Source organism: Ferdinandcohnia sp. Marseille-Q9671 (genome assembly GCF_976954385.1).
The window spans coordinates 151,036-174,523 of record NZ_CDRJTA010000001.1 but is presented as its reverse complement, the minus strand read 5'-3'; the positions used below and the strand labels follow the sequence as shown (position 1 = coordinate 174,523).

Genomic DNA, 23,488 nt, shown 5'->3' with positions numbered 1-23,488 from the left:
TTAAATCACTCCTATGTTGACTTTAAAATCATTTATTAAAATTTTGTATTATCGTTTATAAATAATATCTCTCCAACTGTACACTTTCTCAGCAATACCCAATCTCTGAGCGGGTGTTAGCTCCTCTCCGTAGGCTTTAAAGGGCTGACAGAAATTATAATAAGTCCTTAAAATTGTAATTGCCATTTGAGCATACTTAGGATTGAAATTGCTATAGATATATGATTTGCCATCACCCCTTGAAGTCACCAATGGTCTTTCCAAAATTGATAAGCTACGTCTAATTTCCTGTAAAAAGGCATTTACCGCATTGTCATTCGCTCTTACAATAAGTCTTGCTAAATGCTCATTTGATAACTTTGAGGTATCAGTAAGAACGTCAATGTAACGACTGCCACGGTCTGCCATCGCAATAGGGTGTTCAATCTTATTCGATTTGTGAGCAGTATAATGAGTTCCATCAGGTGCGACTCTTGTTTCATAAAACTTGTGTACAGCAAGTCTTCTTTTCAAATACTCTACGGCTACTTCATAGTCGGATTGTTCCGATAAGAAATTATCCTCCGCCCAATTTCGTAAATACTTATTTGAATCAATAAATTCCTGGAACGATGCTTCTCTAGAAAGTGTCTTATCAAATGTATTTACAAAATGATGTAGTTTGCCTTGTTCAATCTCTTTCGAGAATGCCTTTTTTATTGCAGACTTCAGTACCATATCGTCATCACTAACCACACGCCACTTATCCGTTTTCACCATTTCTTTGATAAGGAACATCTGAGCCATCGCAGTATATGTGTGATTAATGTGTAATCCATCCACATATTTGCCTCTTAGTTCTAATTCCTTCATCTCAAGGTAGTATTCGTTTTGGCTTTGAGTATCGTTTGGAGTCGGCTCCATTGGATAATAAGAATACTTGGTGTATTTAGCATTCTTTCTTAGCTCGACAGGTAAATGGTCGTCTTTATAGGTTTCGGTGTCCTGTTCCAACTGTTTAAAATCAATTTCCCAATCATAAGCTACATCTGCTCGGAACACATAACGAGTTTTTGAATCGGTAGATACCACAATTTGGGTAGGCAGTTGTTTTTCCGAGACAGTGCCTTTTGTCCTTGGCTGCCCTTTTTTTCGGACATTATTAAGGTGATACATCATCATATCTGTGTTTAACCAGATACGGGGAAATGTCATTTTGGAAAATTGTTTTGTTTCGTGTGTTTCTAAAAACTCTAAACAACAACGGTATAGCCACTCCAATTTACTGTAATATGTGCTTCTTCCAATCTTTAAGATTTTACAAGTGCTTGAAACGGGTACTCGATTAATCAAGTGTTCGGCAAAGGAAGGCAAAATATCATTTCTCTTTTGAGCATAGGTAGTTGATTGCGACTTGTTCGGTAAAAGATTCGTGTATTTTCCGCACGATTTACATTGTACAACTTGAGCATTAGAACTGGCTTTTCCTCTTTTATAAAATGCCTTTGGGTTATCAAAATAGGTTTCGTTGTTTAAACAGCTCTCTTTATGGAACTCGTAATCAGGTTCTAGGGGGACAATTGAATTAATCCGAATCAGACGTTCAATTTCAGTTGCCAAAGACCAATTAGAAAAGGTCTTGGTGTAACATCCCAAAGTAGGTATGCCCTTAATATCTGTTGGGTCAGGAACGCAATTAATGACTCGACTATCTTCTTTCCCAGACATTTTGTATCTTTTGATTTTCCCAACACTATAGCTTATCTGCGGCTGATGAAAATTTTTACAGAATGGGTCGGAACAATAATTCAGTTGAATCTCATACGTTTTACCTTTCCACTGTAAGTGAACAGGGCGAAATGCGTAATTAATATAAGTTGTTTTCATTTTTTTATCGGAAAGAGTGTAATAGTCTGCCTCCCGCTGTTTCATTTCGATTGATGTGATGTTTGGGTCAATACGGCATATAAGGTCGGTTGCGGTTGCCAGACGTTTTATTTTAGTCATCATTTATCCCCAATTCACGTTTTAATCTTTTATTACTCCGTTTACTTTCTACAAATTTTATAAAGTCATCATCTTTTAGTAAATGCGGCAATGTTTCTTCAATTATTTGAGCAGGAGTTAAGCCTGTATAGTCTGAGTAATGCTCTAAAATTTTTCGTGATTTAAACGATAACCTTAGTGTTACATCCTCGGCATTGGGGTATTTTGGCTTAATTTTCAAATCAATCCATCTCCTACTATTTGGTAAAATCCTGTATCCCAATTTGTATGCAAAAATGTAGTGCAATTTGTAAGGGTACACTGGTTATTGTACCCTTACATTTTCATATACAAATTGTACTACAAATTACCTTAAAATTATAACCAAAACCTTTTAAAATCAAACAAAAATGACCTACAAATTAGCATACAATTTGTAGGTCATTTTGCGTTACATTTTTAATGTTTGCGATAGGCAACGGAACCCGTTAGTAGTAGGCAAGTCTTTTTAAAGATTAGTAGACACTTAAAAAAGGAAGTAACTATGAATTACAATATAAGAGTAGCAAATGAAAACGACGTACCAGGTTTATGTGATAGTAGAAATAATAAAGAATTATTCATGAATTATGTAAAGCAACAAACAAATAAGGAAATATATTTTGCAATTGCTGAGATCGATTCACTACTAGTTGGCTTTGGCGTTCTAAAATTAAAAGGCACTATGCTTCCTAAATTAAGTGATCTATATGTAAGAGAGGATTATCGGGGAAATGGTATCGGTTCCGATTTAATCAGGTATAGAGAAAAAATTGCAAAGAGTTTAGGTTATTCTGAGATGTTTGTGAGTGTTGACCCAATCGAAAATCCTAAAATGATAAAATTAATTAAAAATCATGGTTATGAACCGATCTCCAAACCTTATGTAAAGGAAGCTCTATTTTATACGGATAATGGTACACAATATACTAAAACTTACACAAGAATTGATTTTAAGAAGTTTTTGAACTAGCGGTTCAGAATAGTTGAGCAAGGACTATGAAATAGCGCATTAATAAAGGAGTTGTATTGAATGATTGAAAATAGAGGTACAGAAACAAAACGCTCTTCAAAAGCAGAAAACATTCTATCTCAGATTAATAGTCAAACTAAGCTAGGTGACTTACGAAAAATCGCGAAGGACATTAAAAAAGATCACGAACTAGCTATGGAACTTTGGTCAACCGGAGAGTTTTTGCCCAGATTATTAGCCATCTTACTAATGGACAAAAAACTTCTTTCAGAAGAGGTATTAAATATGCTTGATAAGGATATGCAGACTCACACTTTTGATGAGCGAAATAACTTAATGGATTGGTTACTGGCTAATCAGCTCACAAAAGACAAGAAGAAAATTGCATTAATCGAGTCATGGGAAAATAGTCCTTCTGCTCTTCAAAGGCGAACTTTCTGGTATTACCAAGGGCGATTGAGATGGACTGGACAAACACCGCCTGATAACACAGAAGACTTGCTGTCTGCATTAGAAGCTACTATTACGGAGGAAGAACCGGAAGTTCAATGGGCTATGAACTTCACCGCAGGGTGGATCGGCGTGTATGATGAAAAAAATCGTGCACGTTGTATGAAACTTGGTGAGAAAACGGGTCTTTACAAAGATGATAAAGTATCAAAAGGATGTACTCCCAACTATTTGCCGGAGTTCATAACGATTGAAATGAACAAACGACATAATAAGTAGTTACCGCTGAAAAATCTTTAAAGGTTTTAGCTATCAAGATTCACATTAAATAATAGGTTAATAATCTTATTTATGCGACAATGATATGGAAGATTTGCAAAGTAAAGCATCTTTAACGGATGCTTTTTTTATATGGCATTTAATAAATCAAAGCTATTAAAAATTAACGACAATAAAAATTTTACATAATTGAACCTATTATGAGTTGAGAATCGTCTAATAGCAGAATTTGAAGTAGGTGTAATGGGAGGGTAGTAGATTGGAAAGAGAAGAAAAGGATTACATATTAGAAAAACTGATGATTGAATACGGTAATGAGTTGGTACGATTGGCATTTTCTTATGTGAAAGATACAGAAATTGCAAAGGATATGGTTCAAAATACGTTTATTAAATGCTACAAAAACCTTGAGACGTTTCGATTTGACTCACAAGTAAAAACCTGGCTATATCGCATTACAATTAACGAATGTAAGGATTATTTAAAAAGTTGGAATTACAAAATGGTACAAGTAAGAAGTTTTATAAATGAAACAACAAGATCAATATTACCATCAACAGAAAGAACAGTTATGGATAAATATAATACCCAAGAAATGAAAGAGAGTATCTTTTCTCTTCCGAAAGTGTATAGGGAAGTGATTTATCTATATTACTATGATTCGTTAACAACAGATGAAATTGCTAATGTATTAGATATTCCAGTTAATACAGTGAAAACTCGGTTAAGAAGAGCAAAACAAAGGTTAGAGTTGTTGATTAAGGAGGCAGAGTTTTATGGATGAGAAACAAATTAGAGATCAATTTAACAATGCGTCTATACATGAATTAAGTTTTACGAAAGAAGACCGTGCTAAAGTGTTTGAACGAATTAATAAAATGGAAAAAAGTAATCATACAAAGAAGATATCTCTTGGTTCTATTTCAAAACAATTCTCCATCATTACAGCTTCTTTATTAGTGGTCGGCTTGTGTATTGTTTTGTTTATGCCATCGATTTTTCAAGAAAACGCTGTGAACGAAAACAACGGAAGGAATGCAAGTACAGTAGGATCTCAAGAAGAAAAAGAGTATTCTACTACTCTATTTATGGTGAAAGATGAGAATAATCGAATACCGATTACCCTCTTACTTACCTATAGTAAAGATAAAAAGCTGATGAAGGTTCTTTCTATTCCTCGTGATACGTATGTTCCGATAGATAAGAATGATGGAACTACTTCTTACGATAAAATGACATTCGCTTACGCTTACGGTTTGGAAGGCGCTGAAAGTGTAAGAACTACAGTTTCAAAGCTATTTGATTTACCTATTGATTATTATTCTGTTATAGATCTAGAAACCTTTTCAAGCTTGATTGATTCAGTGAATGGGATAGAGTACGATCTGCAAGAAGATATTGAAGTAAGAGCTTTATCTAGAGTTTCATTTGAATTTAAAAAGGGGACAAATCGTCTGAATGGAGAAGAGGTTGTAGCATTGATGATGGCTGCTACAGAGGGAAGAAGATTGGATGAAGAAAATCAATTAAACATCATTAACGCTGTGATAAATCAAACACGAGACATAGTACCACAAAGCCAATACACTAGTAAAATAGAAGGAAATTTTCCAATTGACCAATTGCTAGAGAAAAAAATGGAACTTTCTTCGATACAATCAGTATCATTAATAGATGGAATGACAGATACAATGATAGATGAGAAATACTATATAAAATTTGAAAAAGAATTTTTACATTCTGTCTCAGAAGAGTTAACCACATTTAACTAAATACGTGGCATTGTCATTTCCATTCAAAGTGAGCCGATGGTGGGAATGAGCAAAGGGCGTTTTGTGAAATAAGAACTGATAAATATTTAGTAATAATAAACAACGTAAGTCTATTATTCAAAAAAACGAATGGAGTACCAATAATGAAAAAAAGCAAAATATTTATCGTGGCAACTTTATTATTTGTTTTTGTAGTAGGAATGTCTGCTTGTAGCAAATCATCAGATGATACGGCCTTATCCAAAGAGGGTTCGGAATCAGATCCTAAATCAGAAAGTACAAATGAATTCACAAACAAGTCCCGTGATGATGATAATAGTGAGCTGTATAGTAGTAAATCTGAAGATGAAAAAGAAGAAGGAAAACCATCACAGAATACCAATAAACCTGACACTGCTGCATCAACCAAAAATCAGTCAAAACCAGACACCACAACAAAAAATGCAGATTCTTCCCAATCAGATGGTTCGTCTTCCGATAGCACATCGAAATCGGGTACAAGCGAAGGGAAGCAAACTATTGTCATTTCAAGTGGAGAAGAAGCAATCGAACATTTAAAACAGCAACTTCCTGCAGGGAAGGATGACGATGTTTCATTTGGGGTAGATGAGACACTAGCATCGGATGATAACGGTTCATACTATACGATCCAACTTGTTTCAATCTCTACGCGTGTATCTGGCAAAACGGGAACCTTAGGTTATTACAAGGTTTATCAAGATGGGACGTATCAGTCCTTTTAAAATATAGTGTTAATAGGTGCGTTGGTCCAAGAAGGATTACGCACTTTTTTGTTGAATTTATTGAACTAGCGTAGCAGGATAGTTCAACAAAGGTTCGAAACTATCACGATATATAAACGTATTCATTTATATATATTTTTGAATGAGGTGAAAGATGGATTTAGTGAATTATATCGGGCATTATACTGGTCAGTTGATAAAAGGAGACGTCAAATGTAGAGGCATTTCTTATTGTGTTTACGGATCGGGTTACGTAAAGAACAATTACATTTTTAAAAAGAGTAAAAGCCCCTAAAAAGGGGCTAAGTTGCTATTCTTGATAAAATACAAATGTTTCTTTAAATTTCCGTCCAGGAACTTTTTTCCCATCATTTAGCTGTTCATACGGTTTTTCTCTCCAAGTAACAATTACTTCAATTTGCTTGGCATTACTCGATACTGGTTGGTTACTATGATGATAGAAGTCCTGGTCTATTGACTTTACTTCGCTAAGTCCAAACATAGTCTTGGTACTAGGCTCATCACGATATACTTCGAAAGTTAGATTGTATACCTTATCACCGATGTTTTTAATATCAATACTATATAGGTTGAAAACATCCTTCTCCTCTTTTGAATTATCCGTCTCAGCTTTTCCGACAGTTACTTTCCATTGGTTAGAGGATTGGGTCACTGGTAGTTCCTTTATTGAAGCAGCATTTACTGAAAGGGAGCTACTTGCAATAGTAAGAACACTCATTATAGTTACAAAAATATGTTTCATTTTCATTCCTCCCGAAATATTAAATCGGGAATAGCATTACCTTATTTTTACAAATCAATGTATATTTTTTTGATTGAGCATTGGAATAATATGTTAACATTGAACTATATGCGTTACTTGAACAAATGGAGCAGGATACTTGAAGAAGTAAAATAGGCTATGGGGGATTACATGGATAAAGCAAATTTAAAAAAGTATTTAAATAGATTTCTTATTTTGTTAATGGGAGTCTTTGTTATTTATAGTATGTATGTTCAGTTAGAGTATAAACACTATGTTAATCAGAGTATAGATAGAAATTATGACAATTTATCAATTATATCTGTTAAAGGAAGTAATTTGGCTAACAGGCTGAAGGAGTTTGTTCATTTAACTTCCGAAAAAGAAGAAAAACGTGATGTGAAAAGTGATCTGTACAACAATTGGAGAATTGTTGACGGAGAGAGTAGAAGCATTCACTCCTATTTATTTGCCATTTCAACAATACATATGGGAGACGCATCATCTTATTGGGATTTACTACAATATAGCTTATTTCGAGTTGATGAATTTATATCAGGTATGACTAATAAGTTTCTTGAAAATCATTCGTATGCAATAAGTAGTGAAGAAAAAGAGAAAATGGAAGCCGTTATTACAGTTTTTAGTACCATTGGTGAAGAAAGTGACAATAAATTGGTTGACATAGAAGGCATCTTACATTCTATAAGGGAACCAATGCTAATTATTGACAGCAATTATTCAGAAACACTTGAACGAATAGGTAGGTAAATTAAAAAGATTGGATTATTAAGCTTAACGGGTGCTTTGAATCAGCAGATTAAGCACCTTTTTTGTTGAATTCCTTATTGAACAAACGGGGTAGGTTAGTTTAAGAACAGTTATTGGTCTATTTATTCGTAATATTCGTATTATATAAAGGAATAAAACGAATTTGAGGTGTATAAATGAAAGCCATTGTGTACACAAGGTACGGTCCTCCCGATGTTCTTGAACTGAAACAGGTAGAAAAACCTAATCCAAAAGATAATGAAATCTTAGTTAAAGTAAAAGCCACAACCGTAACAGTAGCAGATATTCGGTCACGGAATTTTACAGTTCCTCCTGCTTTTTGGCTACCTGCACGTATCACACTTGGTTTGAGACAACCAAAAAAAGAGATATTAGGAATGGAGTTAGCTGGAGAAGTGGAGTTAGTTGGAAAAAATGTAAAAAGGTTTAAGCAAGGAGACCAAGTTTTTGCAGCAACATTGGCTGGATTTGGTGCTTATGCCGAATATAAGTGTTTAGAGGAAGATGGACCTGTAGCTATTAAGCCTTCCAATATTACTTATGGAGAGGCTGCTGCTATTCCTATTGGAGCTCGTACAGCATTGTATTTTCTTAGTAAAGCAGGTATAAATAGCGGTCAATCGGTTTTAGTCTATGGAGCTTCAGGAAGTGTAGGAAGTTATGCAGTTCAGATTGCCAAATATCTCGGAGCAAACGTTACAGGGGTATGCAGTACCACGAACTTGGAATTAGTAAGATCTCTGGGAGCTGACAAAGTAATTGATTATACAGCAGAAGATTTTTCTAGTACAGACGAAAAATATGATGTCATCTTTGAAGCGGTAAACAAGAGTTCCTTTTCAACTTGTATGAAATGGTTAAAGAAGAACGGCACCTATATAAATATTACTGAACCGCTACCAAGTGTTCAAATGCTATGGACTAAATTGACGAGTAGCAAGAAACTATTATTGAGCCGAAATTCACCTGAAACTTCAGAAGCATTAAACTACCTTAAAGAACTTGTTGAGATGGGGAAGTTAAAAGTGGTCATTGACAGATATTATTCGTTTGATGAGATTGTGGAAGCTCATAGATATGTCGAGAAAGGACACAAAAAGGGAAATGTAGTTATAAATGTGGAACATAACAAACTAATATAAGTTGTACTAAACACACACCTCTCCTTGAAGAATATAGTAGTTGAAGTTAAGTAGTGTATCACCCTATATAAATGTAAAGATAGTCAAATAATGTACTTAAACTAAAGGGTGCGTTGATCCAAGAAGGATTAAGGCACTTTTTTGTTGAAGTAATTAGACTACAGGTACAGTTGAGTTGTCTAGGACGTGTTAAAAGGGGGGCTTTAGATGAATGTTACCATTCGTAAGATGCACTACGAAGATACAAAACAAGTTCAAAGCATAGCGAAAACAACTTGGAATGCCACATATGAGGGCATAATTCCCATAGAAGTACAACATAACTTCTTAATAACAAATTACAGTGATGAAAGTATGAAACTACGTATCGAACGATCTATTGTTTATGTTGCAGAAGTTGAGGGGAGAGTTGTCGGTTTTGCAAACTATTCCACAGTAAGAGATGGAGGAAAGGTAGAATTGGCGGCTATTTATCTTTATCCAGAATTCCAGGGTAGAGGGATTGGTACAGCGTTGATACAACAAGCTGTTAAAGAATTAGAAGGTATAAAAAAAGTGTATATAAACGTCGAAAAAGATAATAAGATTGGCATGAACTTTTATAAAGCAAAAGGGTTCGAAATAGTTAAAGAGTCTGATGTAGAGTTCGAAGGACATATCTTAAAACAAGTACGAATGGTAAAAATAGTTTAATTATTAAGCTTACGGGTGCTTTCCTTAAAGAAGGAGAAGCATCCTTTTTGTAGAAGTAATTGTACGAACGGAGCCAGGTTTGTTTAATCATAACAGGAAAATCTGATACATGGCAGAATATAATAAAATGTCATTGTTTAGAAAAAAAATTTATTTATTTTAGGAGTGTGGGTTATGGTTCATGCAAAAGATGTTTTATTGGATCAGTTGCTGGCAAATGCGAATGACCCTAGTTGGTACCAACCGTTTTCAGATTCAATAAAAAGATTGTCTGAGGAACATGCCTTTTGGAAGCCAAACGAGGAAAGTAATAGCATTGCTGAAATTGTCCAGCATCTACTTTATTGGAATCGAACATGGCAAACAAGGTATCAAAAATCTCATGTTGATGCTGTCCCTTCCATAGGAAATAATACAGACAGCTTTATTATTCCGGAAAATCATACATTTGCTGACTTGAAAAAACAACTTTTAGAGGTGCTTTTACTTTGGCAAGAGTTATTACATGAAGAAAAAGTAGAGAGTGAAGTGAATGGTTTTTCTGAAAATGTGAAATGGTGGGAAGTACTTGGAAATGTGGCAACTCATAACGCATATCATATTGGTCAGATCATTTATATCCGAAAGTTGCAAAATAGCTGGAAAATAGATGAAGGAGTAGACAAATAAATAAAAGTAAGCGTTAATTAACTCATGCAAAAGTTGAATAACTCTTAAAATCTTATATTATTAAATTTGACAAGGATGAAAAGAAATAATGAATATCGATAATAGAAATCGTTTAGGTGACGAACCTTTTACTTATCGAGTGACTAAAGGTAATACAGTCTTTGTGGATTATAATGGTCGACAAGTAAAAATATTAAAAGAAACAGAAGCAGAGAAATTTCTAAAGAGAATGAGAGCTGCGGATAATATAACGGAAGCACAATTAATAATGGCGAAGATAACTGGTAATTTCAAAAGGGGTAATGAACGAAAAACTTGAGGTAACTAATTGGATTAGATTCAATATACAATAACCTCCCGAATACAAGTAGTAATAGTACGTCGCTTCGATACCCCATAAGTAGAAGCTTTTTTAAATAACCTGTTGTGAAAGGCGGTGATTTCAACATGGGAAAGTTATTTTTTTACAGTGATCAAGTAGTTGAATCTCCAGGTAATAAAAGATTGGATAACATACTATTTGCTGGTATTGATACAAAAACTAGTAAAATAGGTTACATTCCTTCAACTGAAGACAAGGATAAAAAGTATTTCAATACAAAAGTCCAATATTACAGAAATTACGGAATTGAAAACTTCATGTTTTTTGATCTTTATAGTGAATATAATCCAATGAAGATTGATGATTTAATGAGATGTGACATTATACATCTTTCAGCGGGGAATCCAATTGAATTTAGGAATGCTATCAAGCACCGTAATATGGAAAAGGTTCTATGTGAGTATTACAAACAAGGAGGAACAATAGTAGGGGTAAGTGGTGGGGCGGTTCAACTTGGAAAGACCACGAACTTATTTCAGCTTTTTATTGGGGATTATGTAAAACAATTAGAAACATTACATCTTGTTAATTTTGATTTTTTACCTCACTACAATCGTTGGAATGATACCTATAAAAGAGACGTCTATGAGTATGCAAAGAAAACTGAAACAACAGTTTATGCTGGATACGATGGGGATGGGATTATTGTTGAAGATAACAAAATTCAGATGATAGGCGACATTGTTGAGATTAGTGGTAAGGAGTAAGTTTTTTGCATGTAAGTAAAACCTATTTCTATTTAATAAGGGATAGCATGTCCCACACCTACAAACAACTACTCTATTAAGTATGAGGGCGTTAATCACCAACAAAATGAATTGTCCTAGAACAAGACAATCCATTTTGTTATTACTAATTCAATTCGATCGTTTCATTAATGTCTACCGTTTTAGCACTTTGCCCTGTCATGCGTTTATAATAGAAGACTATATTCTTTATGAAATTACCTTGTTCCCAGTATTCGGCTGCTTCCACATTTACCTTTATCAAGATAACGTTAGGATCATCATAGGACGTTTGCATAAATTTCTCATATACTTTGTGCCACAATTCCTTTTTCTTATTTAAATCTTCAACGATTTCCGCTTTTCCACGGACGGAAACATAGGATTTACCTACATATGCTACATTCACATCTTGATTATGTACTATTTCATCATATTTATTTGTTTCTTTTTTAGTGAAAAACCATAGGTCACCATCAAATTCTACTTGTTGTGTTCTCATGGGACGTGAAACAAGCCCTTCTTCAGTAGCAGTAGTCAACATGGCCGTGTCTACATCTTTGATTAACTCTCTTAATGTTTCAATTTCTTCTTGATTCATCATGTTAGACATTTCTTTCACCTCTTTCATGGTTTAATATTTTCCTCGATACCAACTTTTATTCAGGTATAGCAGTTTCTTAAGCATATCCAAGAAAAGCTTTAGTACTTGTCAGAAATTTTAAATGAATATCCGTATCTTTTTAATTGAGAATTATTTTCATTTATTGTATAGTTGATAGTAACGATAATGAGTAAGGAGACTATACAATGCAAATATACTGGCCTAAAATAAAGAAGATAATAAAGGAAACGCCTGAGGTTCATACGTACTTGCTAGAGCGTCCGGAAGACTTTACGTGGGAAGAAGGATCACACACTCACTTCGCACTAGAAGGGTTCAATGCCGGAGATAAACCAAACCGCAGCCTAATTCGCCATATGTCAATTTCTACTTTGCCACACGAAGATGCAATTGGGATCACAACTCGTATCAGAGAGCAATGCTCTGAGTTTAAATCAATCTTGAGAAATCTTGAAGTTGGCCATAAAGTTGCCATTTTTAAGACTCATTCAAATGTACCGCTTAGAAGAGAAGACAAAAATGTGTACCTATTGTCATCAGGTGTTGGCCTGGCAACATTTAGACCGATTGTCCTTGAATATTTGGAATGTGCAGATAACGTTACTCACATTCATTCCTTAAATATCGATTCATCAAAGGATTTCCTATTCACGAATGTGTTTACATCTACACCAGACAAGAACTTCACCGCACAGTTCGTCGATAACCGTAACGAATATTATGAAGAAGTGAAACATCTAGCTGCAGACAAGGATGGTCTATTCTATGTTGTGGGTAGCGATGAGTTCCTTTTGCAGAACATTGACGTGCTATTGGAGCAGGGAATCAAGCCTGAGCAAATAATGCTTGATAAGCGTGAACAACAACTTCCGAATTTTTTACCAGTTGATTTGTCAATTTAACATGCCAAAAACCTTCCTCTTTTATTGGAAGGTTTTTTTATCTGGAAAGTGATTCTGCCTTATAGTAAGCTGTAAATCTAAGTAAGATCTTGTTAACACAAGATTTTTTTTATAAAAAATAGTCTGAATTTTATGAAATGAGGTAAACTATATAGGAGGAGGGAATGTAGCATGAAATTCTCATATTCTTTCTCGAGGTTAATTAATCATAATGAGTTAGAGTTCTTTTGGAATACTAGTCTAACGAATACAGACAATTTCGATGAGTATTGGGATGGAAGAGGACGTGAATCGGTAGGTTATTTGGTAATGCATAAAGATCATGAACAAAGGAAACTAAGGAATTTACTATATTTTATTAAGGATAAAGCCAAGGACAAAAAACATTTAAAAAGGTACTCTTACGATTTCGCCAATTCAATGATTTCGGTTGAACTGGAATCATATGAAATTGAATATGTATATAATGAAACGAACGTATATCAAACCGTTGTTACAGATCCGGAACTCATCAGCTTTATAAAACGCATAGTAATAAATGATATACCAAATACCCTATTCAATCGGATAAACCTCTAATAAATGCGGGAAGGATATTTGATTGTGATTATGGATGTTGGTTGGAACTTTGCTACTTATTCATTTTATGGATATTTAGTATAAATCTGAGCAATCGAAATGTTAGCATCTGAACCATTTTAGTCTATATGGAGGTGAATGTAATGAGTTTTGCTACTTGGTTCGCTGTCGGCATTGGCACGGTTGTTGCAATAGGATTATTCGGAAAATCGAAGAGGAAAAAGTAAAATCAACTTTTCAATAACAAGAATTTTTATGAACAAAAGGTAGTAACGTTGAAATTGTGAAACTCTCCTTTCTAACTCAGAACTGTATCTATCATTTTTTTAGGCGGTTTTTCAACACCTTTATAAAATATCAATACTTAGTACATATTTCATAATGTACTAACAGTGCAGGTTAATTGAATAGAAGGAGATAGAATCGCATGAGGAGAATAAAGGGGAAATGGGGATTTGTTATACCCTTGTTACTTAGAATCGGTTTTATAATGGTAATAGGTGGGTATAGATTTACGGCGTTAAGTGCTGCCAAAAGCAACAATATGATACGGGTTCATCTTCAATTTTTCTATTTAAAAGTGATGAGGAAGAAACGTACCAAACAGTTCTAGCTGAAAAATCAGGTCCGTTTTATCGTGTCGTCCATCAACTATTACTCCGTATCATTCTGATCCTATTCAAACAGTTGGAGGGATTAGCTACACTACTAATAATGAGAATAAAGCTGCAACTTTATTAAGCATAATCTCATACGATAAAGAAGTTACATATATAGAGGCGAGTATTGAGCCTACTATGGAAAGAAAGGAAGTAAAGAAAGGGGAACTCACTACCTTCTTGTTTCCATTCAGTGAACAACTAGACTTTCTTTACCCCACAGCTTTTAATAAGGATGGAAAAAAACTTTATTACTTTGGATACCCAAAGGATACAAATGTATTTAATAATGAAGATTTTAAGTGGCATAATATCCAAAACTAAATGTCGTTAAACTGGCGATGCAATTGATTGATAAACCGAAAGAAAATATAAGGATTAATGGAAAATGGACAGATCATTAAATATTAGCATCATCAACAACTTGGATGTGAAAGCTCCTCTATTGTTATATTTCTTTTCTTTTGGTTTCGGAAAGTGAGTGTAACACTATCTCGGATTTGAGTATTTTTTATTGTGCTAAAGCAGTGCGATGGTCCAAAAAGGATTATCGTTTCTTTTTGTTGAACTACTTTTAGCTAAAGGAGGTAAAAATGAAGACAAACTTACATCTTATCAAATCTAGGAAAGGAATGACATTTGAAGGCATTTACGGAAAAATACTTCATCTTTACAACAAATCTGATGAACTTATATTACACTCCTCGAAGCCACTTATCCGTTTTCTAGATTCTCAAGAAACTCCGGGTGAAAAATTCTGGTTGCTAGAATGGGAAGAACTAGAAACAGGGGAAAATATGCTGGTAATACATGAGCGGGAAACACCCGAACCTCTCGAATATGAAGTCATTGATAATCCTAATCAAAAGTATGTAATTAAAGCGTCGAGCTACTATACTAGGCAGAACTCAATTAATAAAGTATGGGGTTATGGGTTTTATAAAATGAAGGAAGAAATAATAACCTCAATTGTTTTCGAACTAGAAGATTCCTTTATTCATATAGAAGCATCTCCAGCGATTGAAATTAGAATCACGAAGGAGCGACCTGCGATTCATGGGAGTCTGAGTCTGTTGGTATCATCATAATAGATGGTGCAAAGACCTATTTACATAAGGTTTCATAGACTTTATGTAAAATATTGATATTGTGTCCTGATAGGTGGGCTAGATAAAAGTGCATGAATAGATAAGTACAAGTTGTAGCGGAGGATTAGAATGAAATTGTTCAAAAATATGTCTAAAACAGAGCAAAGTAATTGGAGAAGAGGAGCAATCCTTGGTTTTTACACATATATGTTGCTATTATTTATAAACTATATTTCCTATTTGATATCTGGAAGCGAGATCTTTACTTCATTTGTCATTTTTTGGATCGGATTGGTACTAGCTTTTGTGTATGAGTTTATTTTAAATATAAAGTCTAGAAGGATAGCAAATAAATTTAACTAAATATTTTTAAAGTACGGAGGCGATGATCTGAGAAAGATTATCGCATATTTTCAATGTTTTATAATCCCTTCTTGTTCTACTAAAGGTATGGTAGAGGTATTTTGCTTTATGTGGTTGCGCTATTTTATCTAACCTCTATTCTTTACCCACTGCACATTTACCATATTTTCCTAATCAAAATAAGTTATAATGGTATAGAAATAGTACAAAGCGCTACATATAAAAAAATGGGTGATGATTATGTTTGAAGGTAAACGTATTTTAATCGTTGAAGACGATCAAGAGATTAGTAGACTATTACGTGTCATTTTGGAAAAATCGCACATGGTTCCGGTGGCAGCTTATTCTGGTACAGAAGGTTTATTGCAGTTGCAAAGTAATCAGTTTGATTTAATATTATTGGATTTGATGATACCGGGTAAAAGCGGAGAGGAACTACTAAAAGAGGTCAGAAAAAAGAGTTCTATTCCAATTATTGTCATTTCAGCCAAAGTCGATATTGATAATAAAGTACAAGTATTGAAAATGGGTGCAGACGATTATATAACCAAACCGTTTCATCAGGAAGAAGTGATGGTCCGAGTGGAAATCCAATTACGAAAAGCAAGCTTACACCCAGATCAGTCAGCGGAAGTAGGATGGCGTGATTTAGTAATGAATACAGAAAAACGGTCTGTTATGTTGAAAGGGAACGAACTACAGCTGACGAATGCTGAGTTTGATATTTTAACATTTTTCATGAACAATCCTGAGCGTGCAGTTTCAAAAAAGGAGATATATGAAAGCATTTGGAAAGGGACCTATTATGGTGATGATAATACGATCAGTGTCCACGTCTCTAACCTTCGCAAGAAGATTTCCGAAATTACGACTGAAGAATATATTAAGACCATTTGGGGAGTAGGCTTTATGCTTATCTGACTTCTTTATGATTTCTTTATGTTTTGCTTAAAGGATTTTAAAGACTTCTAAGCTAAACTGGAAATATCAGAAATACAGTGAGGGAGTCGAAAAGATGGAAACCATTATTCAGACGTATCAATTGTCGAAAAAGTTTAAAGAGGATGAGGTCCTTAAACCTCTTGATTTTTCATTAAGGAAAGGGGAAATCTGTGCACTTATTGGAAAAAATGGTGCGGGGAAATCGACATTATTCAAAATTCTTTCAGGCCAACTAATGCCTACCACTGGGGAGATTCATCTCTTTGGGAAATCTGGTAAAGAGCTAGAGCATGAGAAAAAGAGAATGGGGTTTTTGATTGAAACACCTACATTTTTCCCGAATTTTACTGCCGTTCAAAATCTAGAATATTTCCGGATTCAGCGGGGAGTCGTTGATAAGAAACGTATCTATGAAGTTCTGGAAATTGTCGGTCTGGCAAATCAAAAGAAAAAACGATTTAAGGATTATTCCATGGGGATGAAGCAGCGATTAGGCATAGCCCTTTGTCTCTTAAGCAATCCCGATTGTTTAGTGCTTGATGAACCAATCAATGGTTTGGATGTGGAAGGGATTATGGAAATCCGCAGATTATTGATGAAGCTCAACCAGGAAAAACATATAACGATATTCATTTCTAGTCATATATTAACCGAATTAAAATTGGTAGCAACACGTTTTGTTTTTATCAAAGATGGTATAATCGTTGAAGATTTAAGTAAAGAGGCCCTGGAAGAGAAGAGTAGGAAACAAATTCTCCTCACGGTCAATGATGCAGTGAAAGTGGCACAATTATTAGAACGAGCATATGCAGATATTCAGTTTAAGGTCCTTCCTAATCAAGTCATCTCTATCCAAAATCATGTAGAGGACAGTGGAAATATTAATCGCCTCTTGGTTGATAATGGTGTAACGGTGAAGGAGTCTCGCATTGAAGCACTGAATCTAGAGGAATACTTCTTAGGATTAGTGGAGGAGGGAAATAAACATGATTAATTATATGAAAAGCGAAAGCTATCGACTATTGCGTAAAAAAGGGACGCATGTAACAGGTTTACTATGTTTACTACTGATAGGAGCTGCTGCTGCCACCCTTTATTATTTTGGTCAATTCGACCCGAATTTCCCTTATGCCACTAGTAAATTTTTCTATTCAAATGTGATAAGTGGAGGATTACTCATTATTATCGTAGGGCTAATTTTTAATGGTTCACTTACTGGTAAAGATTTATCTCTACTAAAGCAATCCATATCTTTCGGTATTTCTCGAAACACGATCTTCTGGTCTAAGTTAATCCTAACTGTAAGTTATTTTCTACTAATCTGTGTCCTTGGAATAGCAGTCATGCTTGTGTTAGGGGAGAATTTGTTTACAGGGGAAAATCAGTCAGTACGTAATTTTCTAATTGCGTGTCTCAATATGACACCAATTGTTCTAAGTGGATTTTTTCTAACTCATACCATGAAAATGCTAAAGGTTGGAGAAGTTTACATTATTATCGTACTGCTATTTATATTTGGGTTTTCTGATAGTTTGTTGCGGGTTTTTCGGAGATTTTCAGGCTTAAGAGAGATACAAGAACATGCACCAAGTACATTATTAAATGATAACTTAATGAGCTTTTTGGATGATAAAGCCCAATTCGATTACCAATATTGGGTTGTAAGTATCGTAATTTCTGTGATTTCTTTGTTGATAGGAGCAAAAAAGTTCGCAAATAAAAACATCGATTGATTGTGAAGGGATGAATGTAAGTGAGCAGCTGGTGGATAATAGTGATTCTGTTTTTCCTACTAATTGTTACTGTCTGCATGCTTTTGCTGTTCCATTGGGATGTCAAAAGGATGACAAAACAATTAGATAGAATCAGTGAAAATTTCGGAACAAATGAAGTAGTACGTACGAATACTCATAATAAAAACTTGGCTCTGTTTGCTTCAAAAATCAACCAGCTGATTCAGTTATTCAAACAAAATCAACAGTCTGTTGAAAGAAGAGAAATGGAATTAAAACAAGAAATCACAAATATCTCCCATGATTTACGTACGCCTTTAACTTCGATTAAAGGCTTTTCAGAGTTGTTAACAGATCCATCTATTTCTAAGACAGATAGGAAAGAGTTTTTAACTATTATTCAAAAGAAAATCGATAATCTAACGATGATTGTAGATTTATTTTATGAACTCTCACAGCTTGATTCATCAGACAAGAAATTAAAGATGGAAAAGCAGTTTCTAGATCAAATTGTCGTGGAAACCATGCTAATGTTCTATGAAGATTTTGAGAAAGAGCAGCTAAAGGTTCAAATGGAAGAAGGTACTGTGCCTGCTGTTCTTGCTGACAACAAAGCAACCGTCCGTATCGTAATCAACATGATTCAAAATGCGTTAACCTATGCCAAAAGTTATGTAAAAATTAGTTTTGTAGAAAAAGAAGGGTATATATGGTTAAGGGTAGTAAACGATGTGGAGAAGATTAATGCTGGGAAACTCCAACAGATTTTTAATCGAACATTCAGGTTGGATTCTAGTCGTGGTGGTACACATCTTGGATTAGGGCTTCATATTGTTCAACAACTTGTTACCAAACAAGGAGGAGAAGCGCTAGCCAATGTCCATGAAAATGAATTTATGATTGAAGTGTCGTTTAGAAAGTGGGATTAGGTAGATTTATAATTTTGATTTCTTTTTAAACGAAGAGGTGCGAGGATCCAAGAAGGAGGGGGCAAAAAATTAGGATCGTAGTCAAAAGTTGGTCGAAAAAAATGGTTCCTATCATTCTTTTAACCCTGTTTTTATTGTCAATATATGGGTACCATCGATTAGAGAAAAATTTAGTCTATCCGACTGTGCCTGTAGCAATCAAGGCAAATTTTTTAACAGAGGCTTACTTTACTGAGCTCTCACAGCAGTATGACCAAATTCTCTCGGAGCATCGAAGCTATTATACATATGATACAGCAAAAGCCATTTCATCACACGCTATCCTAACACAAATGATGCATGATTTGGAGGAAGACCCACAGAGTCTAATCGGGCATAAGCGATTTGATCTGTTTTTTGAGACATTTGATCAACACGTCAAACAACTCCCTTCTATCACGGAAGAGCTTCATTATTTTCGCAATGAACTGAATCGATATGGAGATGCTCCTGAACAATTGGAAGAAATGATTGAACTGGTGGCATGTGGCAATTGGCAGCTATTTAGTGCTAGATATCACCGGTATGAAGTAAGCGATTATGATGCCGCTTATAATGTAAAGTTTATATCATCAAATGGTCGCTTTGAAGCTGTTTATCATACTGAGTCGGGTCAGTTGGTGACCGATCCGGTGAACATGGGCACGTATAATTTTGCGCCGGGGAGTATTCACCCATGGAAGTATTACCAGCACCATACATACGATAAAGTTCCCTGGAAAAAATGGGGAAATACGAATCAGATCTCATACAAGGACATTACAAAGCGGCAGTCAAGGCATGGCTCAACGGAGCAAAAGAAAAGTACTGGAGAACTCCATAACGTAATCAAAAACAAAAATATAGATTCACAGAGGTGTCGATAAGGTTCTATTTTTATATGCTGGTGTGTTAATTCAAGAGGATAGGTGAAAAAATGATTTCAATTGATAGAAAACTAAAATTGAGGGATTTAGAGGTTTTTCGCTTTTTTAAAGATAATAAAATGGTAGCTTATGTGATACTTGAAGATACTAGAGGACCATTTACAGAACAAGATAAAAAGCTAGAGCCACTTTGTTTTCTGGATGAAGAGGATTTACATGCTATTGTTAATGTATTTAAAATTTATCTCCTATCTGACGAGCCATTAGAAAAAGGAGATTCGATTATGTTAAGAGAGTTTTTTGGGGACTTAGTCGATAGTAGTTCTGTTACGAATTTCATAATTCAGGAATATGTACAAAAGGACTTATATGAACATATTCATGATTTTCAGAGTGTTACAACGTATCAAAGAATGTTAGATATAGTTGGATCAAAATATAAAATTCCCGCCATTGCTGAAAATAGCTGGCTACATTTATCTCAAGAATAATAATTCTTGGGTCTTTTTTAATGCCCTACACATTTAAGTGATTGAATCTAGAAAACGGAGGGGAAACATGGAGAAAGTTCTACATAAGATTGCTAATTTTATAAATAGTAAGGATGAAAAAATCATCGTAGGAATTTCGGGTCATGGTGCGTCTGGAAAGACAACATTTGCCCGAAATCTTATAAAACTTCTGGAGCATGAAGATGTGAATTATATCAATACGGATCCATATATCATCGGCTCTCAGCTTTTTGATTTAGGATTACTAAAATAACTATTACCTAAATTCAGTTGTGAATGAATATAGGTAAAGTATGGGGTGCGTTGATCTAAGAAGGATTAACCACCTTATTTATTGAATTTGTTATTAAAATAAATGAAACAGTTTCGTTAAATAAGAAATAATACGCTTTTGTGTCAAAGAAGAAAGAAAAGGATAGAAAAAAACTTGAGAGAAAAAATAGTATAAAGTCAAGGACAAACTATCCAAAACAAAAACGACAGGTAGCCCCGCCGCAGTTGTTTAATAGTAATTTATATAATCTTCGATAATATCCCTTTCAACGTCCAAAAACGAATTCAGTTCGTCAACTTTGTCGCCGTCCAATTGGTTTGTCACGCCGAACGGTTCGCCCGTTCCGTTTGCAATATAATTTATATCATTTAATAATTGCTTCGTATATTCAACCGCTTGATTATATCGTTCGGTAGCGGGCTTCCAATGTGCAACCGCTTCACGGGTTGTTTCGAACTTGTCCCGATTTGGGTCTTCGGGGTTAAAGTTTATGTGCGAAGTTCTTTTCCATTGTTCCCGTTCTATGACCGCCGCAAGCATTCTCAAATTATACAAATCTCTTTCAAAGTCAACACCTTGAACACGGATATATTCGTCAACGACGTTGGTGATTGCCATTGCCTTTATATAATAATCGTATTCGGGCGGATATCCCGCTTGTAACAGTTTTTCGTCGGCTTCCAAATACCAATTTTTCAATGTGTGTTCGAAGTATCCGTTCACATTCGTCGGGAAGTCGGGAACAAGCCCTTCGGGAATATTTGTTGCGTCCTCCCATTGCTTCGGGTCTACTTCGGCTGCTTCAACAACATTTCCCTTCGGCTTTACTACGATTTGATTCGATGTGGATTCCTCCTTTGCTTCAGTCGGTGGTGCGTCGACTTGCGTGAATCCAACGACTAAACTTCCTCCGACAACAACCGCACCCAATAGTAATAATGCTTTCGATTTCATTTTCTTTTCATTCCCCTTCTTTCATAATTTTTCCTTTTTAAGTCTAACATAATTAATTTACAACTTGGTAATTTTGTCATTTGTTTTTCAGTTATTCTTAGAAATTAATCACTCAAAAAAATACCTTCACCTTATATGTAAATTATGTCGCTATAAGTATTTAAACGTACCAATAATAGATGTGGAATAATTTACATTTATTATATAAAGTAAATAAACATTGTAGCCTCTAACTATCTGGCACAATTTTTGAAAAAGAATGATTCATACCAATTTTCTTGTACAAGAATTTAGTTTTTTTGAGATTAAATTGCTCCCAATTGCTGAAAAAGAATATTTAATGGAGTTATTGACTTTATTATTAATTTTACAAATTCATATTTTCATATGGCTTTATATTTTGGATCATTTCACGAACAAATAGAAAAATTTACCAATTATATTTCGAGGAGGTTTCTCAACTAAAGGCTGCGTTGTTCCACGAAGGGTGATTATACTTTTTTTTTGAAGTTATTTAACCAACGGGGCAGTTTAGTAGAAGAAGGATGCAACCTTTAACGCTATGAAACGTATGTAATAATACAAGAAAGAAAGTCTTGTTAAATGAAATAGACAGAAGTATACAAGGGGAACTATCATATGAAAAAGAAAATAATGATAATAGCAATTGCTTTATTGTGGTAGAAAATCCGATTTTTAATTACTGTCCTAATTGTGCTAATTTTAAGGAGAATTAAGCTGTTTTTTAATCCGAAGTTATCTAGATTTATTGACTCTAGTATAATCTTTGTCAGAAAAGATAGTATAACTATTATTCGCTAATAGATGGCGGGAGATGTTGCTAAGTAACATGTCCCGCTCTTTGTAATGCTAATTCTTAAGTGAGTATATATTATTTTAGGGTCAGGATATATAATAAGCAACAGGCAGTTCAGTGGATGGTATATAAGCGAACACATACTATAAAGGTTTTTTTTGATAATGGGTATTTGTAAAGCAGAACTACGTGATAGAGAGCTGTTTGGAATACAAGATTTTTCAGCATATTTTACTAATTGCGGTAGGCGTGCCTTTAAGAATATTGTTAATTGCAATTTGCTTGGTTAATAACTCATTAAAATGAATAAAACTAAACAGAACTCAACCTAGAATAATATGGAGTGATGATATGAGTAAAGCTAAAGGAAAAGGTGGAACAGGAAGAGGAACAGACAAGAAGGGTTGGAATCGATGGCAAGCCAGTGCTAACAAGAAAAAGAGTGCAAAACCTTATACAAGTAAAGGGAAAAATAAAGCAGATATTGAAAATGACACTACGAGCAATAGGTAAAGTCTCTTTTCAATGTAAAAAGCCTCGTAATGAGGCTTTTTAACTTTTCTTCTTAAATTTGCTTCCTGAACTCTTTTTACGTAGTTTTGACATCATATCATCTACCTTTTGTTGTTGAGAGTGAGTTTCGTTTTCGTTTCGTGTAATTGAAGTGATCGTTTCATTTTCAATGGTAAGATCAAAATATGACCCTGCAGATGAACCACTTGGTAAGTCATTAATTGGTATGATGAATTCTTTATTGATTTCTTCTACTAAGATGACTGCATGCTGATTGTCTTCGATTCGATCCAAATAACCTTTCAT

30 protein-coding genes are annotated in these 23,488 nt (G+C 34.6%); 24 read left to right on the top strand and 6 right to left on the bottom strand.

The genetic code is table 11. From position 1 onward, the window contains the following. Positions 1-48: 48 nt before the first annotated feature. A complete protein-coding gene (locus ACWNMY_RS00915; RefSeq protein WP_449536411.1) occupies positions 49-1,986 on the bottom strand; it encodes an insertion element protein in 1,938 nt (645 codons plus the stop codon). After that, complete coding sequence (locus ACWNMY_RS00910) at positions 1,979-2,206, bottom strand: hypothetical protein (RefSeq protein ID WP_449536410.1); 228 nt, start codon at positions 2,204-2,206, stop codon at positions 1,979-1,981. Before ACWNMY_RS00910 ends, ACWNMY_RS00915 begins: the two co-directional genes overlap by 8 nt. Before the next feature lie 303 nt (positions 2,207-2,509). On the opposite strand from ACWNMY_RS00910, the gene ACWNMY_RS00905 reads away from it, so the two are divergent. From ACWNMY_RS00905 to ACWNMY_RS00885, 5 genes are all read left to right on the top strand, one after another. Further along, positions 2,510-2,977, top strand: a complete 468-nt coding sequence (locus ACWNMY_RS00905) for a GNAT family N-acetyltransferase (protein WP_449536409.1) — start codon at positions 2,510-2,512, stop codon at positions 2,975-2,977. Positions 2,978-3,037: 60 nt separating this feature from the next. Continuing rightward, positions 3,038-3,706, top strand: a complete 669-nt coding sequence (locus ACWNMY_RS00900; RefSeq protein WP_449536408.1) for a DNA alkylation repair protein — start codon at positions 3,038-3,040, stop codon at positions 3,704-3,706. Positions 3,707-3,965: 259 nt separating this feature from the next. Beyond that, on the top strand, positions 3,966-4,490 hold the full coding sequence (locus ACWNMY_RS00895) for a sigma-70 family RNA polymerase sigma factor (RefSeq protein ID WP_449536407.1): 525 nt from the start codon (positions 3,966-3,968) through the stop codon (positions 4,488-4,490). After that, positions 4,483-5,478 carry an LCP family protein gene (locus ACWNMY_RS00890; RefSeq protein ID WP_449536406.1) on the top strand — a complete coding sequence of 332 codons (996 nt, stop codon included), beginning with the start codon at positions 4,483-4,485 and terminating at the stop codon, positions 5,476-5,478. The genes ACWNMY_RS00895 and ACWNMY_RS00890 overlap by 8 nt, the downstream gene beginning before the upstream one ends. A 143-nt stretch (positions 5,479-5,621) precedes the next feature. Then, positions 5,622-6,221: a hypothetical protein gene (locus ACWNMY_RS00885; protein WP_449536405.1), complete on the top strand. Its 600-nt coding sequence runs from the start codon at positions 5,622-5,624 to the stop codon at positions 6,219-6,221. Positions 6,222-6,531: 310 nt separating this feature from the next. Here the strand turns inward: ACWNMY_RS00885 and ACWNMY_RS00880 are convergent, their stop codons facing one another. After that, entirely contained in the window at positions 6,532-6,984 is a 453-nt protein-coding gene (locus tag ACWNMY_RS00880; protein WP_449536404.1) for a hypothetical protein, read from the bottom strand. A gap of 171 nt (positions 6,985-7,155) precedes the next feature. Between ACWNMY_RS00880 and ACWNMY_RS00875 the strand changes: the two genes are divergently transcribed. The 6 genes from ACWNMY_RS00875 to ACWNMY_RS00850 all read left to right on the top strand — a co-directional run bounded on the left by ACWNMY_RS00875 (position 7,156) and on the right by ACWNMY_RS00850 (position 11,369). Further along, positions 7,156-7,755 carry a hypothetical protein gene (locus ACWNMY_RS00875; protein WP_449536403.1) on the top strand — a complete coding sequence of 200 codons (600 nt, stop codon included), beginning with the start codon at positions 7,156-7,158 and terminating at the stop codon, positions 7,753-7,755. 176 nt (positions 7,756-7,931) lie between these two features. Next, the gene (locus ACWNMY_RS00870; RefSeq protein ID WP_449536402.1) at positions 7,932-8,918 is read left to right on the top strand and encodes an NAD(P)-dependent alcohol dehydrogenase; all 987 of its coding nucleotides are present in this window, start codon (positions 7,932-7,934) and stop codon (positions 8,916-8,918) included. 207 nt (positions 8,919-9,125) lie between these two features. After that, positions 9,126-9,611: an N-acetyltransferase family protein gene (locus ACWNMY_RS00865; protein WP_449536401.1), complete on the top strand. Its 486-nt coding sequence runs from the start codon at positions 9,126-9,128 to the stop codon at positions 9,609-9,611. 174 nt (positions 9,612-9,785) lie between these two features. Continuing rightward, the gene (locus tag ACWNMY_RS00860) at positions 9,786-10,280 is read left to right on the top strand and encodes a DinB family protein (protein WP_449536400.1); all 495 of its coding nucleotides are present in this window, start codon (positions 9,786-9,788) and stop codon (positions 10,278-10,280) included. An 85-nt stretch (positions 10,281-10,365) separates the two neighbouring features. Beyond that, positions 10,366-10,599, top strand: coding sequence for a hypothetical protein (locus ACWNMY_RS00855; protein WP_449538361.1), 234 nt, complete (start codon positions 10,366-10,368; stop codon positions 10,597-10,599). A 128-nt stretch (positions 10,600-10,727) separates the two neighbouring features. Continuing rightward, positions 10,728-11,369, top strand: coding sequence for a Type 1 glutamine amidotransferase-like domain-containing protein (locus tag ACWNMY_RS00850; protein ID WP_449536399.1), 642 nt, complete (start codon positions 10,728-10,730; stop codon positions 11,367-11,369). Positions 11,370-11,514: 145 nt separating this feature from the next. On the opposite strand, the gene ACWNMY_RS00845 is transcribed toward ACWNMY_RS00850, so the two are convergent. Next, entirely contained in the window at positions 11,515-12,000 is a 486-nt protein-coding gene (locus tag ACWNMY_RS00845; protein ID WP_449536398.1) for a pyridoxamine 5'-phosphate oxidase family protein, read from the bottom strand. A gap of 197 nt (positions 12,001-12,197) precedes the next feature. On the opposite strand from ACWNMY_RS00845, the gene ACWNMY_RS00840 reads away from it, so the two are divergent. The 12 genes from ACWNMY_RS00840 to ACWNMY_RS00785 all read left to right on the top strand — a co-directional run bounded on the left by ACWNMY_RS00840 (position 12,198) and on the right by ACWNMY_RS00785 (position 20,877). Then, entirely contained in the window at positions 12,198-12,914 is a 717-nt protein-coding gene (locus ACWNMY_RS00840) for a dihydropteridine reductase (protein ID WP_449536397.1), read from the top strand. 171 nt (positions 12,915-13,085) lie between these two features. Continuing rightward, the gene (locus tag ACWNMY_RS00835; protein ID WP_449536396.1) at positions 13,086-13,493 is read left to right on the top strand and encodes a hypothetical protein; all 408 of its coding nucleotides are present in this window, start codon (positions 13,086-13,088) and stop codon (positions 13,491-13,493) included. A gap of 427 nt (positions 13,494-13,920) precedes the next feature. Further along, positions 13,921-14,106 carry a hypothetical protein gene (locus ACWNMY_RS00830; RefSeq protein ID WP_449536395.1) on the top strand — a complete coding sequence of 62 codons (186 nt, stop codon included), beginning with the start codon at positions 13,921-13,923 and terminating at the stop codon, positions 14,104-14,106. A gap of 639 nt (positions 14,107-14,745) precedes the next feature. Then, complete coding sequence (locus ACWNMY_RS00825; RefSeq protein WP_449536394.1) at positions 14,746-15,240, top strand: hypothetical protein; 495 nt, start codon at positions 14,746-14,748, stop codon at positions 15,238-15,240. 129 nt (positions 15,241-15,369) lie between these two features. After that, the gene (locus ACWNMY_RS00820; RefSeq protein ID WP_449536393.1) at positions 15,370-15,603 is read left to right on the top strand and encodes a hypothetical protein; all 234 of its coding nucleotides are present in this window, start codon (positions 15,370-15,372) and stop codon (positions 15,601-15,603) included. 240 nt (positions 15,604-15,843) lie between these two features. Continuing rightward, entirely contained in the window at positions 15,844-16,524 is a 681-nt protein-coding gene (locus tag ACWNMY_RS00815; RefSeq protein ID WP_449536392.1) for a response regulator transcription factor, read from the top strand. A 94-nt stretch (positions 16,525-16,618) separates the two neighbouring features. Further along, the gene (locus ACWNMY_RS00810) at positions 16,619-17,539 is read left to right on the top strand and encodes an ATP-binding cassette domain-containing protein (protein ID WP_449536391.1); all 921 of its coding nucleotides are present in this window, start codon (positions 16,619-16,621) and stop codon (positions 17,537-17,539) included. Next, the gene (locus ACWNMY_RS00805) at positions 17,532-18,278 is read left to right on the top strand and encodes an ABC transporter permease (protein WP_449536390.1); all 747 of its coding nucleotides are present in this window, start codon (positions 17,532-17,534) and stop codon (positions 18,276-18,278) included. The genes ACWNMY_RS00810 and ACWNMY_RS00805 overlap by 8 nt, the downstream gene beginning before the upstream one ends. Before the next feature lie 110 nt (positions 18,279-18,388). Beyond that, complete coding sequence (locus tag ACWNMY_RS00800) at positions 18,389-19,207, top strand: sensor histidine kinase (protein WP_449536389.1); 819 nt, start codon at positions 18,389-18,391, stop codon at positions 19,205-19,207. 101 nt (positions 19,208-19,308) lie between these two features. Continuing rightward, positions 19,309-20,112: a hypothetical protein gene (locus ACWNMY_RS00795; RefSeq protein WP_449536388.1), complete on the top strand. Its 804-nt coding sequence runs from the start codon at positions 19,309-19,311 to the stop codon at positions 20,110-20,112. A 50-nt stretch (positions 20,113-20,162) separates the two neighbouring features. After that, entirely contained in the window at positions 20,163-20,603 is a 441-nt protein-coding gene (locus ACWNMY_RS00790; protein ID WP_449536387.1) for a terpene synthase, read from the top strand. Positions 20,604-20,670: 67 nt separating this feature from the next. After that, a complete protein-coding gene (locus ACWNMY_RS00785) occupies positions 20,671-20,877 on the top strand; it encodes a hypothetical protein (RefSeq protein ID WP_449536386.1) in 207 nt (68 codons plus the stop codon). 249 nt (positions 20,878-21,126) lie between these two features. Here ACWNMY_RS00785 and ACWNMY_RS00780 read toward each other — a convergent pair whose 3' ends face one another. Next, positions 21,127-21,852 (bottom strand): hypothetical protein, encoded by a 726-nt coding sequence (locus ACWNMY_RS00780; RefSeq protein ID WP_449536385.1) that lies wholly within the window; start codon positions 21,850-21,852, stop codon positions 21,127-21,129. A 1,168-nt stretch (positions 21,853-23,020) separates the two neighbouring features. Here ACWNMY_RS00780 and ACWNMY_RS00775 point away from each other — a divergent pair. Then, positions 23,021-23,182 (top strand): DUF3934 domain-containing protein, encoded by a 162-nt coding sequence (locus ACWNMY_RS00775; RefSeq protein WP_449536384.1) that lies wholly within the window; start codon positions 23,021-23,023, stop codon positions 23,180-23,182. A 39-nt stretch (positions 23,183-23,221) separates the two neighbouring features. On the opposite strand, the gene ACWNMY_RS00770 is transcribed toward ACWNMY_RS00775, so the two are convergent. Next, positions 23,222-23,488 (bottom strand): DUF3006 domain-containing protein, encoded by a 267-nt coding sequence (locus ACWNMY_RS00770; protein ID WP_449536383.1) that lies wholly within the window; start codon positions 23,486-23,488, stop codon positions 23,222-23,224.